Origin of the sequence: Nostoc sp. UHCC 0302, from assembly GCF_038096175.1 — a bacterium.
In the GTDB taxonomy this organism is placed as follows: Bacteria; Cyanobacteriota; Cyanobacteriia; order Cyanobacteriales; family Nostocaceae; genus UHCC-0302.
The window spans coordinates 3,529,549-3,547,078 of sequence record NZ_CP151099.1; the positions used below are offsets into that span (position 1 = coordinate 3,529,549).

General features: G+C 41.3%; 12 protein-coding genes. 9 read left to right on the top strand and 3 right to left on the bottom strand.

Features of this window, described 5'->3' with window-relative positions; translation table 11 throughout:
• Nucleotides 1-45 precede the first annotated feature (45 nt).
• From WKK05_RS15295 to WKK05_RS15310, 4 genes are all read left to right on the top strand, one after another.
• A complete protein-coding gene (locus tag WKK05_RS15295) occupies nucleotides 46-1,374 on the top strand; it encodes a hypothetical protein (RefSeq protein ID WP_341530479.1) in 1,329 nt (442 codons plus the stop codon).
• A 25-nt stretch (nucleotides 1,375-1,399) separates the two neighbouring features.
• Nucleotides 1,400-1,561 carry an NAD(P)-binding protein gene (locus WKK05_RS15300; RefSeq protein WP_341530480.1) on the top strand — a complete coding sequence of 54 codons (162 nt, stop codon included), beginning with the start codon at nucleotides 1,400-1,402 and terminating at the stop codon, nucleotides 1,559-1,561.
• A gap of 106 nt (nucleotides 1,562-1,667) precedes the next feature.
• Nucleotides 1,668-2,360 (top strand): alpha/beta hydrolase, encoded by a 693-nt coding sequence (locus tag WKK05_RS15305; RefSeq protein WP_341530481.1) that lies wholly within the window; start codon nucleotides 1,668-1,670, stop codon nucleotides 2,358-2,360.
• Between the two features lie 242 nt (nucleotides 2,361-2,602).
• Nucleotides 2,603-2,725 carry an alpha/beta hydrolase gene (locus WKK05_RS15310; protein WP_341529896.1) on the top strand — a complete coding sequence of 41 codons (123 nt, stop codon included), beginning with the start codon at nucleotides 2,603-2,605 and terminating at the stop codon, nucleotides 2,723-2,725.
• Between the two features lie 118 nt (nucleotides 2,726-2,843).
• Here the strand turns inward: WKK05_RS15310 and WKK05_RS15315 are convergent, their stop codons facing one another.
• Both WKK05_RS15315 and WKK05_RS15320 read right to left on the bottom strand, forming a co-directional pair.
• Entirely contained in the window at nucleotides 2,844-4,850 is a 2,007-nt protein-coding gene (locus tag WKK05_RS15315) for a CHASE2 domain-containing protein (protein WP_341529897.1), read from the bottom strand.
• Nucleotides 4,850-5,506 carry a response regulator transcription factor gene (locus WKK05_RS15320; protein ID WP_341529898.1) on the bottom strand — a complete coding sequence of 219 codons (657 nt, stop codon included), beginning with the start codon at nucleotides 5,504-5,506 and terminating at the stop codon, nucleotides 4,850-4,852. The genes WKK05_RS15315 and WKK05_RS15320 overlap by 1 nt, the downstream gene beginning before the upstream one ends.
• A 320-nt stretch (nucleotides 5,507-5,826) precedes the next feature.
• Here WKK05_RS15320 and WKK05_RS15325 point away from each other — a divergent pair, with 320 nt between their 5' ends.
• The 5 genes from WKK05_RS15325 to WKK05_RS15345 all read left to right on the top strand — a co-directional run bounded on the left by WKK05_RS15325 (nucleotide 5,827) and on the right by WKK05_RS15345 (nucleotide 12,113).
• Entirely contained in the window at nucleotides 5,827-8,514 is a 2,688-nt protein-coding gene (locus tag WKK05_RS15325; protein ID WP_341530482.1) for an S-layer family protein, read from the top strand.
• Between the two features lie 169 nt (nucleotides 8,515-8,683).
• Nucleotides 8,684-9,034, top strand: a complete 351-nt coding sequence (locus tag WKK05_RS15330) for a hypothetical protein (RefSeq protein ID WP_341530483.1) — start codon at nucleotides 8,684-8,686, stop codon at nucleotides 9,032-9,034.
• Between the two features lie 100 nt (nucleotides 9,035-9,134).
• On the top strand, nucleotides 9,135-10,202 hold the full coding sequence (gene glsA, locus WKK05_RS15335) for a glutaminase A (RefSeq protein WP_341530484.1): 1,068 nt from the start codon (nucleotides 9,135-9,137) through the stop codon (nucleotides 10,200-10,202).
• A gap of 282 nt (nucleotides 10,203-10,484) precedes the next feature.
• On the top strand, nucleotides 10,485-11,093 hold the full coding sequence (locus tag WKK05_RS15340; RefSeq protein WP_341530485.1) for a hypothetical protein: 609 nt from the start codon (nucleotides 10,485-10,487) through the stop codon (nucleotides 11,091-11,093).
• 186 nt (nucleotides 11,094-11,279) lie between these two features.
• Nucleotides 11,280-12,113 carry a hypothetical protein gene (locus WKK05_RS15345; RefSeq protein WP_341530486.1) on the top strand — a complete coding sequence of 278 codons (834 nt, stop codon included), beginning with the start codon at nucleotides 11,280-11,282 and terminating at the stop codon, nucleotides 12,111-12,113.
• A 385-nt stretch (nucleotides 12,114-12,498) separates the two neighbouring features.
• Here the strand turns inward: WKK05_RS15345 and WKK05_RS15350 are convergent, their stop codons facing one another.
• Entirely contained in the window at nucleotides 12,499-17,094 is a 4,596-nt protein-coding gene (locus WKK05_RS15350; RefSeq protein WP_341530487.1) for a DUF4082 domain-containing protein, read from the bottom strand.
• Nucleotides 17,095-17,530 lie beyond the last annotated feature (436 nt).

Here is a 17,530-nt window from a genome sequence, read left to right on the forward strand (position 1 = left end):
CTTCTAAATCAACTTTTGCTTTACAAAATTGTCCAAATGCGTCTTATGAAGTACTCACTACTTGCTCTAAGTTCTCTGCTTGTACTACCGCTATTTTCTTGTACATTATCCTTCTCACCGTCTGTTGCAGTGGATGCTGAAAAAAGACAATTAACAGAAACGGTGAGAAAAGAATCCTCAATTGCTTTTACTGCGTGGGGATATCAGGGTAACAAGGTTAAAGCGAATCTATTTACAGTCAACAGAGACGGAAGCGATCGCCGCAAACTCACTTCCACTTTAAATATTATCGCTGCTGAAGGTAATATCACCCAGCCAGTATGGTCTCCCAATGAACAGCGACTTGCGTTTGTTCAACTGAGTGCCAATGGAGCCTATGTTGTTTATGCTGTAAATGCTGATGGGTCTAGGCTAACCAAGCTGTTTTCAGATGACAAGTGTTCACCAATCTCACCTCAGTTTAATGGGGTTTGGTCTTCAGACAGTCAAAATCTGGTGTTTGAAAAAACTTGTCCTTTTGACGATCCTCAAACCGGGTACGGCCGCATAACCGAGCTTTATGTAAGTAATACAACACGCTCTGGGCAAACTCAACTCATTCGACGTTGGATTTACGCTGATGTGAATAAAATTGAATCTAATATTGCCATCTCACCCAACGGAAAACAGGTTGTCTTCTTTGAAGGTCAAATTGCCTATCAAATGAACGCGGATGGGACTAAGTTAGCTCGATTGGCAGCACTTCCAGATTCTAAGTTAACCCGCTATAGTACCTTTGTTTGGTCACCAGATAGTACCTACATTGCTCGGCTAGATCGATATTTGGAAAAACCTGACGAGCAACAAATTTACTTGCTAAATACAAATGGAAAGCTTCTAAATCAAGCCAAAACGCGTGGAAGCTTGGGAACTGTTCGGGTACTTTGGTCGCCAGACAGCACTCGCCTAGCTTATTATCAACAGGAATCTCCAAATGCCCCTTTTACTGAAGGCAATATCTATTTACTTGACATCAAGGGAGGTAAACCAAAAAATCTCACTCAACAACGAGATACTTATTTTGGTCTTTCTTGGTCACCAGATAGTAAGCAGATTGCATTGGTAACTAAAAAACAAGGTATAAAGCTTGACCTCATCAATATTGATGATTCAGGCTCGATTAGTCTAACTTCTGGATTTTCAGCCATTTTCAATCCAATGTGGTCTGCTGACGGTCAACAAATTGCATTTACTGCGTCTGAACTCAAGTCGGCTTCACCCAAAGGAAATAGTCCAGTATTCAATTTATATGTCATGAATCGAGATGGTTCAGGGCTGAAACAATTGAGCGATGACCGTGATTTGAGTGTGACTAATTTTGTGTGGCAACCATAACGGCGAACGCTAATTCTCGCTGACAATGAATATAAAAACTATTGGTATTATTGGCTCTAGAGTCGCTGGGCTGGCAACTGCTAAATCTCTACAAAACGCTGGGTTTACTTGCGAGATTTTTGAGAAAAGCCAAAAATTGAGCGGCGTGTGGACAGTTGAATATCACAATTTTGGGCTACAAATTTAATACTTGTATTATCATGTCATCTAAGTGCAAGCTCCTGCAATGCGATTGTTCCAGCATACAGTGTTAATGCATTAAGGCGAAGTTTTATAAAAAAGCTTTAGTTACAATGAATAAGTTCCCAAGAAAAAGATTCAAAACTTCAGATGATGCAACATTGAGCTACATTAGCGTGGGTAAGGGAAAATCTATTGTTTTAATTCACGGTTGGTCGCAGTCAGCTGAACAATTTACATATCAAATTTCCGCCTTTGCTGAACAATATCATGTCGTCGCTGTTGATTTGAGAGGACACGGTAAATCAGAGAAAGTAACTTACGGTTATCGGTTATCTCGATTATCCAAAGATATCCAAGAATTGATCGATTTTCTGCAATTAGAAAAACCACACCTGCTTGGTCACTCTATGGGGTGTGCTGTTATCTGGAGTTACCTCGATCTGTTCGGGTCAGATGGAATTGAGCGATTAGTATTTGTGGATCAATCTCCGCTATATACCTCTCGCCCACATTGGGACTCTCAAGAAATCGAGGAGGCTGGTGCGATTGTTACAGCTGAGCAACTAAATAATGTAGTGCATAGTCTGGAAAGTTCTTCAGCCCAAGAAGTTACTCGAAACACCCTGGCTGCGATGGTGACGAATGCCATACCAAAAGAACAATTTGAGTGGATGGTAGAGTGCAATCTTGAGTTTCCGCGATCGCTTGCTGCAACGTTGCTATACAACCGAATGTCACTAAGAAAACGTGAAATCTCGCGCTTGGCAGGGTGTTGGGGGCAGGGTGTAGGGTGTGGTGTTTAAGACAATTAAACTTTAGTTGCGTCAAGGAGTTCAACATTTTCTTGATTTCCCAAACCTGCAACCCCACACCCCACACCCCACACCCAAAAGCCAGTTATATAAGGGGTTTACGCTTAACTTAGTGCCATTCGCTATACAACCAATTTCATACAGATTGGCGAGATCAAATTGCCAGGATTCGTAAACCAACTCTAATTATTGGTGGCAGAAAAAGTATTATTCCTTGGAAATCGCAAGTCTGGATGAATAAAAGCATTCTTAACTCAGAATTGGAAATCTTTGAAGAAGCTGAAGGCGGAGGACATTTCATGTTCATTGAAAACCCAGAAAAGTTTAACCAACTGGTCTTGCAATTCCTGAAGTAAGCATACCCAGCTTTATTTGATTACAAGACTTAGATGTATATTCCCGAGGTGGAAAGTAGTTTTTCTAAATAGGATTGCATTTATAGCGGTAGCAAAAGTGGAGATTATCTTTTTACTTTTACTTCTTAATACTTATTGATTTAATATTTTGTTTCACTAAAAAGTTCCAATTACCTAAATATAAAAATTGCTGCCACCAATTACTTGCTATGGGCCAAGCCAATTCGCAGACAGTACCTTGTGGAGAGTGAGGATATCGTCGAAATCTACCTCTCAATTGTCGGGCTAAATCTTGAGCTTGTTCTGTTCCTTGCCCATGACGTTGATAGTTTTTAGATATACTCACAAACCCATTATCAATTACTTGCAGGCAATACTCCCTCGATGAGCGCGTACAAACAACATCAAGACGAGTAGCTCCTTGGGAATGTTTACCGACATTACATAAAGCTTCTTGCAAAAAAATGTACAAGCTTCGCTTTTGATTTGCATTTAGGTTGCACTCATCTAATGGTTCAAAATTAGGAGGAATAAAACTTTGGATGGTCGTAAATCCTTGAAAGTTTCTTCTTAAGGTAATGTCGTAAACATAATAAAGCATCTCAGCAATGGGAGTTTGCAAATCGAGTACTTCATTTCCCTCTAAATAAACACTATCATTACGACTGAGCATTTCTTGAGTGAGATATTCAGGAATAGCGCGTAATTCTCGATTTAGTTGTTCAAGCTGCGCTCGCAAGTTTTCAGACTCTATCTCTTTTTCGCCAAAGCTCCTCAACATCACAGCCAAGCTTTGTAAAGGCCCATTATGGATTGCTTCAAAAGAGCGCTTCAGAGTTAAACTGCGCTGTTCAAGTAGTGTTCTTAAATCTCTGTCAAAAAAAAATGTTGTCAGTCCTGCACTTGTAAGAGCTAACAAGGTTGGTACTAAAGGAATCCACCAACCCAGAACTAGGCAAATATAACAAATCCCAACAAGTCCGGTACTAGTTACACCAAGACTCAACAATGTCTTTGCCGGAGATTGCAGGATTAAACCCAGAATTATGCCGAGTAAACCCCAAGCTAAAATCCATAAATACTCCCAAATTTCTGACCAGACTTTTAGCAGTGGTCGTCTGTCTAAAACATGACTAATGATTTGGCTCGTAGCATGAGCATGAACTTCTACACCATAAATCCATTGGTATTGATTAGCAGAGTTTTCAACTCCTAAAGCCGTGGTGTAAAGTGTATTTTTAACTGCGGAGATGATAAAGTTATCTTTAACGCTGGGGGCAGTCATGCCAACAATCACGACGCGATCGCGAATCCAACTAGGATCAATTTTTTTATTGAGGACATCTCTGAGAGATATGGTGCGAAAAGGTTGGGGATGAGAGCGAAAGTTGAGTAGCATTTGAAAGCCATTGGCATCAGTTCCCACATATCCGCCAGAATCGGGGAGAAATCGGACTAGCCGACTTGAACCGAACTTAATGGGGTCAAAAGAGCGACTACCATGAGCAAACTTGATTCCTTGCTCACGTAAATAGAATTGTGCTAAACGCAGAGGTAGAGAGTATTTCAGTTCTCCGGTGTAAGTTTTACTTGCAATTAAGCCACGTCGCAACTTCCCGTCCGGATCTACAATTAAGTCTGCAAAGCCGACTCGTTGGGCAGGTAACTCAGGTGGTGGTTTAACATTAAAAGATTGTTTTTGGTTTAATGCTACTTCAACTCCGATGAGATTTGGATTCTCTCTCCAAACAGGTACAAGCTCTGCATCAGCCGAGTTCCTTTTATCTCTAAAAAGGTCGAGACCGATGACTTTGGGTTTGTAGCTATTTAAGATGCTCAACATTTGGGCGATTTCTTTATCTGGGATGGGAAACCTGCCTACATAGTTAATATCGTCTTCATCAATACCCACAATTACTACCCGCGAATCGACAGCTTCATTAGGTCGTAGCCGGAGCAATTGATCGAAAGCCAGCCACTCTTGCGATTGCAATAATCCTGTTGAGCGCACAAGCATGATAATTCCTACCACAGAGAGTCCTGGCAGCACTACTTCTCGCCAGAGTTTCAGTTCTTTATGAACTTTTTTCCATAAATTGCTTTGAGTTGAAAGTGCGATTTTCATCAGTTGATTAATCCGATTTTTCTAGCTGCAATTTCAATTTGAATTCTCAATTCTTTACCAGGTTCGTCATACACACCCAAAGCATCTTGCAGTCTAATCCAGTAGTTTCGTACAGTGCGATCGCTCAGGTTCATTTTTTGGGCGATCGCTTTATCTGTCAAGCCTTCTTGATATTTTAGCGTCAGCACCTCTAGCCATTTTCGGTCAAATTCTGGGCGCGATCGCAGTTCTGAAGATAAATAGATAGAGCCGCGCAACGCCAAGTCAATGAACTTTAACATTTCGCGGATAGGCAAAGACTTATCCATAGCCGCAAAGCCACCTTCATAGGCATTAATCATCGGTTTGAGGCGCACCAAAGGTTTAACATTGGTACTCAGCACCACTAAATTAGGGGCAAGAGTGCTGGACATCAAAGTTTTGATCAGTTGCATCCCAACCTCAACCTGAGCTGGGGCTTGAGGCTTTTCTGGCAGACATAAATCAACAATTAGCAAGTCTGGGTGGTGGCGTTCAAATTGCTGATATGCAGTTTGGGCATCCTGAGCCGCGAGGATTTCTACTTCTGGGTATTTGTCTTTGAGTGCTGGAATTGTGCCTTGAAGAATTGCTTCATGGTCGTCAACGACTAAAAATTTTTGCATGATAGTTGACATAATTTTTAAATTTTTCATAGCTACTGAAACTACAGCAAGTCTAAGTTCTTGTAATTAAAAACTAACCCGGCATCTCAGTAAAAGTTTTGCTTAGATACTAGGGTACGAATAAATAGCTAGTTGTGTGTTGCAATTTGAGGAATTTAGTTTGCCAAAATCGGAAAGGCAGTGGATTATTCAACCAACACGACGATTGCACGCCCATTTTACTATTTGTAATTTATATGTAAAAGAATGTAAGAATAGGGTTTTTCAATTATTCTCTAGTGAAAGTAGAAAAGAGGTACTATGACTACTGGGTGCTAAAAGTTGAGATTGTTGTGAAAGTAAAATCAGAGTATTATCAACGCTGGAATTCGCTGCTATTTAGTTTTGGAGCGGTAATTCTTACAGGATGCTATGCAAGTGCAACTTTTGTAATAAGTAGCCCTGTGAACGCTCAAATTGTTCCCGATAATACACTGCCGATAAATTCCAGCGTCGCCCCAGGATGCACGGCTTGCACAATTGAAGGAGGAACTGTTCGAGGAAGCAACCTCTTCCACAGTTTTAATGAGTTTTCAGTACCTACAAGCGGGGAGGCGTTTTTTAACAACGCCGCATTGATTCAGAACATCTTCGCTCGCGTCACAGGTAACTTAGTCTCGAATATTGATGGGTTGATGCGAGCAAATGGTATTGCTAACGTGTTCTTGCTCAATCCCAACGGGATAATTTTTGGTAAAAATGCTGCTCTCAATATTGGTGGTTCATTTTTGGCAAGTACAGCAAAAACTATAAACTTTGCTGATGGTACAGAATTTAGTGCGATAACACAACAAGCTGTGCCTTTATTAACTATCAGTGTACCAATCGGCTTGCAATATGGAGTTAATCCCAGAAGAATTGAGGTTAAAGGCGATAGTCAGGGAAGAAGGACAACCCAAGAGCTAATTGACACAACAAATGCACTACGAGTGCCAGCAACCAAGACCTTAGCCTTAGTAGGTGGTGATATTTCGCTACAAGGAGCAACACTAAAAACAGCAGGGGGAAGGATAGAGTTAGGAAGTGTGAAAGATAATAGCTTCGTCAGCCTCCTACCCATCAGTAAAGGTTTTGCCTTGAGTTATGATGGAGTGCAAAATTTTGGCAATATTCAACTATCACAACTTTCATCTGTAGATGCTAGTGGTAATGCTAGTGGTGATATACAAGTGCAGGGTCGGCGTATCACCTTGAGTGATGGTTCAGGGATAGAAACAAGTACTTTGGGAGCAGAAAAAGGCGGAAATTTAGTAATTAACGCTACTGAGTCACTAGAGTTATTTGGTAGATCTGCTGATGGTCAGTTTTTTACTGGCTTATTTGCCGATACTCGCTCGACCGGGGATGCAGGAGACTTGAAAATTAATACTCAAAATTTGCTTGTGCAAGATGGTGCCCAAGTAAGTGCCAGCACATCAGGATCAGGCAGAAGCGGCTTTTTAACTGTCACTGCTAACGATGTGCAAATCATGGGTACCTCTGTTGATGGGAGTTCTGTCAGTGCGTTATATGTTCTAGCTAGCTCAACCGGAGACGCAGGTAAATTAACCATTAATACCCAAAAATTGCTGGTACAAGATGGAGGGCAGGTAATTGCAGGAACAATTAGTCAAGGTCAAGGTGGTTTTCTAACTGTCAATGCTAACGATGTGCAACTAATTAGTGAATCTGCTGATGGTCAGTTTCCTAGTGGTTTGTTTACTTCCACTTACTCAAGTGGTAATGCAGGGGACTTAAAGATTAATACCCAACGGTTGCTTGTGCAAGACGGTGCAGAGGTGAGTGCTAGCACATTTGGAAGAGGCAAAGGAGGTTCTCTAACTGTTACAGCTAAAGATGTGCAAGTTATTGGTCAGTCAGCTGATAGTCAATTTCCTGGCGGCTTATTTGCTCAAACTCAATCAACCGGAGATGCAGGCAATTTAACGATTAACACACAACAGTTGCTTGTTAAAGATGGCGCACAGGTGAGTGCTGGCACATTGGGAGCAGGGAAAGGAGGTTCTTTAACTGTCACTGCTGACGATGTGCAAGTTGTTGGTACCTCAGCTAATGGTCAGACTAAGAGCGGCTTGTTTGCGGTTGCCGGTTTAGGTAGCACCGGAAATGCAGGAGACTTAACGATTAGTACCGATAAATTGCTGGTTCAAGATGGGGCGATAGTAACTGTAAAAAGTATAACTGAAGGAATTGCAGGTAATTTGATTATTAATGCTAACTCCATTCGTTTAAATAACAACGCTACTATTGATGCTAATACCCAAGCAGTCAACACTGACCCCAATATAGAACAAGCTACTATCAATCTGCGCTCTAGAGAATTGATATTGCTTCGTAGCAGCAATATCACCACAAATGCTTTTGGAGAAAATGTCATTGGTGGCAATATTAATATTGATACCGATGTTTTAGTGGCATTTGATGATAGCGATATTAGCGCCAATTCTACAGACTTTCGGGGTGGCAATGTTAGGATTGCAGCTGAAGCTATCATTGGCACTCAATTCCGAAATGCACCAACTTCAAATAGCGATATTACCGCAACAGGTGCTAATCCACAGTTTAATGGCAATGTGCAAATTAATGCACCAGATGTAGATCCTTCTCAAGGTCTAACTACCCTGCCCACAAACATCATAGATACTTCACAGTTGATTGCTAATAGTTGCATTGCACGAAGTAAACGACCAGAAGGAAAATTCATCATTACGGGAAACGGAGGCTCACCAGTGATGCCAGATGACCCCGCAGTTGCATCCTATCAGACTTATCAGATTCCAACTGTTACAAGCGCAAGTATCTCAACGCCACAAGAGAACACAGCTACTGACAACAAGCATGAATTACTGACACCCGCGCCACTGATTGAAGCAAAGGGATGGATCTACGGATCTGATGGTGAAGTGATTTTAACTGCTTCTGCCCCAACTGTTGCTCCTGATGCTCCTTGGTCACAACTGCCTACTTGTTCGGGTTCATAAATTAATGTTACTAATTTTCAAAAATTGCTTTCCAAACTTGGAAGGTTGATTTCCTAGCTTAACGATGTGGATTTAGTTCAATCCACTTATCCTAAAAGATATAGGAAATACAAGTACCATCAAATAAAAATTTGATGAACAAATACTACCTGAAGGAGAAAATCTGAAGGTGTTAGTTATTTCTCTGACTGCGGGAATTGCCATCTTGACAGCGGCAATATTTCCAAAAACAGCCCAAGCCCATGTTGGATGGAAGCATACCTACTACTGTGGGAAATACACTGTAACATTAAATGAATATTCTTTGAATGAATATTCTTACAGTTCGCGTAGTCAGAATAAAAACTTAGTTCTGAGAAATGGCGGTTCACGCAATAGTGGAAGTTCTTGGATTTATAGTTTTAGTAATGCCAATACAACTTATGAGATAGAAGATCCTTGGAGTCGTGAAACTGCCTATCTTAATGTTTTGCAAGATAGACAGCTTATTCTAAAGCAGAATTGCTCAAAATCAAGATAACTTCTAAATTAACGAACTGATTAGTAATTGACAAAAAAATACAATCATAAATTTAGGCTGCTGTTAAAAGTTAAATTTAAGTTTTACAGGTAATCTTAAAATGCAAGTTAAACAACAATCTGGGTCTTTGCTAATCCGTAGAAATTCTCAATTTAAAATAAATTCTACGCCTATCAAATTAGAAGCATTATTAGACAAACCTAATATAAATAAATCTGTAAACTCTCGATTTCATAACTATTTGATTGGGTTACATCAAAAATATCAGTCCTTAAAAGAGGGCCTACTTGCAGACTACATTCCAGAACTCCAAAAGGCAAATCCAGAGTGGTTTGGTATTTCAATAGTTACCACAGATGGTCAAATTTATCAAATAGGAGACTACCAACAGACATTTACTATCCAATCTATCTCCAAACCATTTGTTTATGGTATGGCATTAGAGAATTATGGACGGGAAGTTGTGTTGAATAGAGTGGGAGTAGAACCAACAGGCGAAGCTTTTAATTCAATTGCTCTAGATCAAAAAAATAATCGTCCTTATAATCCAATGGTAAATGCAGGCGCGATCGCTACAACTGATTTACTTACAGTTGACGATGCTAGCAAAAGGCTTGACAAAATACTGAATATGTTCAGTCGTTACACTGGACGGAAGCATAATGTGGATTGGTCTGTATTCTTGTCAGAAAAGGTAACCGGGAGTAGAAATAAAGCACTTGCTTACTTGATGCATAATTCTGGGATTATTAGCGGCAATATTGAGGAAACTTTAGATTTATATTTTCAACAATGTTCCATTTCAGTTAGTTGTCATGATTTGGCAATGATGGGAGCAACTTTAGCAAATAAAGGAGTCAATCCAATCACAGGAGAACAGGCACTAAACAAGTATTACGTGCAAGATGTACTTAGTGTGATGCATAGCTGCGGAATGTACGATTTTGCAGGAGAATGGGCTTATCGAGTTGGACTTCCTGCCAAAAGTGGAGTTAGTGGAGGTCTAGTTACGGTTATACCTGGAAAGTGCGGAATTGCTATCTTCTCACCTCTTCTTGATGCCAAAGGCAATAGTGTACGTGCAATCAAAGTTTGTGAACAGCTTACTAGAGACTTTGGACTACATTTGTATAATGCTGTAGAACCTATTTGTGACCTTGCATTTTAGATGTAGCAGCCTTATTGATGTGATTCTTACTAGCTCTATATTTACTCTTGCTCCTTATAGTTATTGATCAAAATTGCCAATTTTTTCTGGGTCATAAATTAGTTGATTAATTTTGAAAAGCTGACTTTCCAAAATTGGAAAGTAGTTTTCCTTAAAAAATGTTGTATTCATAGTAAGAGCAAAAGTATTGTATTTATACATTAGTCAGAATTGATTCCAGATAATCAAAGTTATGTCAATGCTTAAGCACTGTGCTGGTTATACTTGACAAAGTAATCGCTTATGAAAGGTTTGAAGAATAAGTTTTGGCAATGGGGACTTCTTTTAGCGACCAGTTGTTGTTTAGTCAACATCAAATCCGCACAAGCAGTTCCAGAAGTTTTAGTACCGCCATCATCCTTCAAAGGATTTAACGGTCTAAATTTTGACGCTACAGGTCAACTGTATGTGACCAGCATCATTGAGCAAACTGTGTATCGGGTTGATTTGATGACGGGAGAGTACAAAACCTTCATCAACCGCCCCCAAGGTCAGGCTGACGATTTCTTTTTTAAACAAAACGGTCAGATTTTCTACACGGCTACAATCGAAGGTGAAGTTAGAAGCTTTGACCCACAGACAGGGAATTTTAAGACGATTGCTTCAGGTATACCAGGCGTTAATCCGATCATACAAAATGAGCAGAGCGATCGCGTCTTCGTTGCTCAAGCTTTAAATCCTGCGTTAAAAGGACTTTATGAGATTGACTTAAGCGGACTAACTCCCCCACGTTTAATTCTCAATCAACCAGGGTTAAATGCTTTTGACTTTGGCCCTGATGGATTGTTGTACAGCCCCCTCCAGTTTACAGGGGAAATCGCCAAAATTAATGTTGATACTGGTGTAATATAAAAGGTTGCATCAGGCTTAAAAACTCCAGTCGCTGTTAAATTTAATTCTAAAGGTGAGCTGTTTGCGGTAGATATTGCACGGGGTGAAATCCTGAAGATAAATACGACAACCGGTCAGAGTGAGTTAATTGTTAAGTTACAACCAGGACTGGATAATATTGCTTTTGGTCTCGACGATTTGCTCTATGTGAGCAACAACGTAGATACTGGAATCACTGAAGTTAATACACAAACCCGCGCTGTCCGAAAAGTTCTGCAAAGTGGGGGGCTGACAGCACCAGGGGGAATTGCTGTGTACAATGATAATCTCTATGTTGCTGATGCTACGTCCTATCGAATTCTCGATAGAAAAACCGGACGCATACAAAAGACATTAGGTGGTTATGCAGCTGGTATTCCATTTCCCACGACCGTTTCTGTTAATGATGCTCACGCGATTATCAGCAGTTGGTTTGCTAATGCTGTGCATCGACTAGACCGGAACACGGGAGATGTACTTAACACTTACACAGGCTTCGCTGCACCCTACGATGCCGTTGAGCTTTCAGATGGCAGTATTTTAGTAGCTGATTGCGCTTTAAATCAGATTACTCAAATCCTCGACAAATCTGGCACCAATCGCCGTATAGTTGCAGATGGTTTATCCTGTCCAACTGGTCTAGCTGTAATAGATGACTCTACTGTCTTAGTTACAGAGTATCTGGGCAATAAACTTTCGCGAATCAACCTGAAAACTGGAGAGCGTCAAGTGATTGCTTCAAATTTATCCTCTCCAGAGGGCGTTGCTTACCATCCTCACGGAATTGCAGTAATTGCTGACACTGGGACGCAGAGTCTTAAAGCTATTGATGTTGACACTGGTAGAAGCGTGATTTTGAAGAAGAATTTACCAATCGGCTTTCAGGGCTTTCCTAGTGGGCCAAAACCTTTTATTTTCACAGGAGTTGCGATCGCAAAGGATACAGTGTATGTAACTGGAAATATTGACAATTCAGTTCGTACAGTCAAGCTCTTTAATTAAAATCATTTTTGCAGTTGTGGGGCTTCATTGCATGAATGAAAATCTGGCATTGCTGAATCAAAATATGAATCAGGCGATCGCTATAAATCACTATAATTAGACGGCTGCGACAAGTTGTCAGAGATATTGAACTAATTAATGACATACATTTCTAAATATTCGCGCTTCGCTCCGAGCGTGAAGGGCGTAATCCCAAAACCAACGAACCAATGACTATTCCAGCTACTCCCGTTGTTTCTTAAAAATCACTAGATTATGAACTTTTGAACCTATTGTGAGGCGCACTTCCCCACCTCTTTAGAGGTGGGGTGAGCTTCATCTAACAAGCCTCAAAATCTTGCAATAATTTTGAGGCTTGTTAATTATTGATTACTGAATTAGTGTTCTAATTCGGACTAAAGACAATATCAACCCAATAGTTACTCGAACTGAAAGTAGAATTTGGGAAGGCAGAAACCGCGCTGTACTTGTAAACACCATTACCTCCACTAGACCCATTACTAAGAGCGTGCAGTGGTGGATTATCTACAGCAGTACTAGCAAAGTACCCTTCGTCTACGGAGTAACGCCCAACATTAGTGTGGTAGGAAGCAATATAAGTAGTATTAGCAGTAATTGCTACTGGCGTAGTAAAGTTGACCTGCTGCCAACCTGATGCTGTCTCACTAGTGAAAGCTGCTGTAGCTAGCTGTGTACCATTACTGCTCCATAAAGTGCCGACATGATCCCCAGTATTAGTTGTACTCTTATAAAATCGGATGCCAGTAATAAAACCGCTGACATCTGAACGGAATTTAACACCCAACTCAACAGCACTGGTATCAGAATCTGCTAACAGAGTGGGAGTTGTTGCAGGACTCCAGATTGTGGAGGATGATGCTGTTGCTGCTGTGGTAAATGACCAAGTTAAGTTCGCTGTTAAAGCGTTACCTGCTAAGTCTTTTAGCCCAGTACTCCCACCTTTGGCAGTAGCGGTATAAGTCGTCGAGTTTGCCAGTGGGCTATTCGGTGTTAGCGTTGCTGTACGGTTAGTAGTGTTATAGCTGACAGTGGCTAATACCAAGGCATTACTAGAGTTGCGTAACTCAAATGTGTTGGTATTAATAGTTGCGGAGTCCATTGCTTCACTAAAAGTAGCTGTGACGCTCGTTGCTGTACTTACCCCTGTCGCGCCGCCATTAGGAGATTTTGTAGTTACCGTTGGTGGGGTTGTGTCAAGGCCTGTACTGCTTGCAAAGACCACATCTACCCAGTAATTACTCGACTGAAAACTTTGATTGGGGAAGCCAGTATTGCCATACTTAAAGACACCATTACCTCCACTCACTCCTTCGCGTAGAGCGCGCAGTGGTGGATTATCGACTCCAGAACTGGCAAAGAACCCATTATCAGAAGGGTAGTTTCCATTGGGTGCATAGTAGGAAGCAACATAAGTAGTGTTGGCGGTAATTGCCACTGGAGTATTAAAGATAACCTGTTGCCAACCCAACGTAGTTTCGTTACTGAAATTTGCTGTTGCTAGCTGCGTACCATTAATACTCCACAAATTGCCGATGTGGGTTCCTGTGTTACCGCTTCCTTTATAGAATCGGATGCCAGTAATGAAGCCATCAATATCAGATTGGAACTTGACTCCTAACTCGACGGCATTGGAATCAGAAAATGATGGGTTGGCTGGAGTTGCCGAACTATTCCAAATGCTCTGAGCAGGGGGTGTACTTGTAGTGGTAAATGACCAGGTAAAGTTTGCAGCTAAAGCATTGCCCGCTAGGTCTTTCACCGTTGGCTCAGTTGCTCCACCTTTTAGTGTAGCGTTGTAAGTCGTTGAAATTGCCAAAGGGCTGCTCGGTTTTAGCGTCGCCGTGAGGCTGGCTTGGTCATAGGTAACAGTGGCAGCAATAGGAAGGTTCCCTGGGCTTTGCAGTTCAAATGTATTGCTATTAATCGTTGCTGGATTTATTGGCTCACTAAAGGTTGCTGTAAAACTAGTTACAGTATTAACATTTGTGGCTCCGCTGGTAGGAGTATTGGCAGTAACCGTCGGGGATGTTGTATCTGGTGTGTATGTGGCAACGTAAGAACCAGCATCACCTGAAAAGAAGGCGTACTCAATACCTTTGATTACCTGTTTTGTGAAAGTAACATTACTACTATTGCGGGTAATGTTGCTCAAAACTAGGTTGCCAGAAAGATTTGGTAGCATCGCCTGTAAATTATTTGCACCTGTACCTTTGCTAAGCGTGAAGTTGAGGGTGTTGTTGCTCCATGCTAGAGAACCGAAAGATGAATTGTTGCGACCGTCGAGCCATGTCAACAGTTGTTTAGCAGAAATAATCGGTACCTTACGGGTTTGAGCGGAAGCAACCACCGCGTTGGAAACTATTGAGCCTTGTAAGCCATCATTCTTTGAGGAAGGATCAGGGTTATCTTCCTGATAGTCAGTATGAGCATTGACATTAAAAACACCGTAGTATCCTTTTGAGCCAATTGCTCGATCTAGCAAAGTATCAACTGTTGAAGGGTATGTTTGTCCTGACTCATCGGTCATTTGTGTAACCGCATGGTAGACATCAATCATTGCCCCGTCTTTGTTAGCCAAACGCATTGGCATACCAGAGCCAGAGAAAAATCCTGAACGGTCATTAGTCCAATAGGATGGCCAGTAGTAGTAAGTAGTATCAAGCCGTATGCCGTTATTAAGTTCAACTTGTGGAGTAGTGAACCAGTCACTCCACACCAAGCAGTGATGTCGTTCAGTGACAGGGGCAGGGATACTTGAGTACTTGTTCGTAAAAGTATTTAATTGGTCTGTGTATAAAGCTGGCAGTTTTTCAGGTTCAAAATTCTGACAATTAGTAGAGACATGCAACGATAATTCAAAGCCATCAGCATTAAACGCAGCTGCCTGAGCGTCAGTTAGCGGTGTATTGGGATATATATACGATGTACCTCTAATACATTCCCAGTCATCAACTAAACAACCAGGTTCACTGAGAGCTTTAAATTGGTTAAACCGACCTACAGTTCCACCATTGGCGTGGTCGTCACCAGTCATGAGTACAACCGCTTTGACGAGCGCATTTTTGACCTCTGGGAAATACCAGAAGCGCGGTAGTGGTTTCTTATCCTGGTTCATTTTGAGAACCAAGTTGGCCAGCAGGCGTTGTTGCTCATCAGCCTGGGGAATAGCTACTTTATCGAGGTTAATCCAATCTGGCTGCGGTTTTTCACTGGCATTGCCAAAAAATAAATCGTCGGAACGGATGAGTTTGTCTTTATCACCATCACGATCTTGTGCAGCCCACTCTGGATTTCCTTGGCGAGTGTAAATAATTGAACGCGCTAAATCGTAGGTAAATGCAGCAGCTTGACCACCATTACTACCAACGCTACGTAATGTGATAGCTGGATTAGCAGTTGCAGTTGTTGCATCTTTGTATAGTGTAGCGATGCTGTCAGCACCGTTAAGCGTATAGCGGTCAGCAGTTCCGTGGAATTGGATAGTCTGGTCAACAATCCCATTGCCAGCTTCTGTCGAAGTATCTACAAGCAAATAGGCATTGGAGAGTTCAGATATTGGCTCAGTTACATCGGTTAATCCTAGTAAGTTAGTTAGCGGCTTATCAGGACGCATGGCGATTAAATTGCCACCACCTGTTACCCAGTCAGTAAATATTGTCACCTGAGCAGGAGTAAGAACCATCTCGCCAAGAATCACAACATCGTAGTTGGTAAGTGTCTCTGCTGAAACTGACGAGATATCACTTTCATTGAAGGTGTTAAGTCCTTCATTTCGCAGAATCTCTGAGTAGTATTTGCTAAATGGGTTAGCAGCGTTAGTAATGACTAAGATTGGCCCACCAGGTGCTGGTGGTGTAGCAGCAATAAGTGTTTCTCTACTAGGACTGACTGTAGTTTTTTGCACTGAGCTAGTAGAATTTACGGGCAACACATCAGTGGTTGAGTCTAATAAGCTAGGGGTTAATTGGATGGTTTGCTTCAGTAGATTACTTTCTGAATCCCGCAAGCTAAGATCACCATTTTCTGATGTACTAGCAAAGTTAACACCGTCTGGACTAACGGCAATAGCTTTGATAGGAGCATTTCCTGCGCTTGGCAGTGTTGAAAGTAGGACGCCACTCTTGACGTTCCATTTGTAAATATTCTTGTCATCACCCCCAGCAATCAAAATCGTACCACCGCGATTGAAAGCAACTGTCCTTAAAGCTTTAGTCGCTTGATTGAAAACTTTTAGCTCTGTGCCTTCCCTTACATCCCAAAGTCTAACTGTGGCATCCTTGCTCACACTCGCTAGCTGATCTGCATTTTTGCGGTTGGGATTAAAGGCGATCGCTGTTATTCCGTCTGCGTGTCCAAGCAGGGTTCGCAGCAATTTGCTTTCTTTGAGATTCCATACATAGATCCGACCTTGTTCATCAGCGCTAGCTAAGAGAGTGCTATCGCTATTAAAGGCGACGCTATTCACAAAGCGTTTATGCCCCTCAAAGAACCTGATCAGTTTGTTTGTTGTTGAATCCCATACAGCCACATTGGGATCTTCCCCGGCACTAGCTATAAACTTACCATCTGGGCTAACAGCAATTGCCCTCGGCGGATTCTCAGATGCTTGGAGGATAGCTTCTTGTTTGCCACTAGCCATGTTCCATCGCCGCACTTTGGTATCTGTGCTGACGCTAGTTAGCTTGCCATCTGGGGTGTAAGCAATTCCAGCGATCGCAGTATCTGTGTCGGTCTTGATAGTTCGAGCTACCTTTCCACTCTTAACATCTATCAAGGCGATTTGCCCTTTTTCTGTACCGCTAGCTAAGGTATCTCCCTTGGGGCTAAAAGTGACCGCAGTGACTTTAGTAGAAGTTTTTGAAGTCACCTGAGCTGGCGTATATCCTTCTACTTGACTCAAGAAGAATATTACTAATATCGTGCAGCAAAATAAAGCTAGGTATCTAAAACTTCGATTCATTGCTTCATAATCCTTGGTTCGTGATCAGTAAACTCATGATTTTTACAAAGCAGCCTTCTATGTATGCCTAGATAAACACCTTTATAATCAGTTATTCCGCAGGTTATCTCAGAAAATTTGGCATTTTTATCAATCATGTAAAATCACTTTTTTAGGCATTTAAATATGACAAAAACTACCAAATTCTTACCATAATTTGGTTAAAAAATTTGTCAGAAATCGGGATTTGAAATAATTAAAAAATCAGACAAAAATTTAATAAATCAGTGTTCAAGTTCTACTACCAGAACTGATAAATTCTGACTTATGGTTTAAGTGCCATATAATCTACATTCTTGTTCATCTTTAATTTTTGAAATACACGTAATAGTAGCGTAGCAAAACTAAAGTAGTGCATTAGATTGAAACAAAAAACTGAAGATTAACGCTGAAAAAA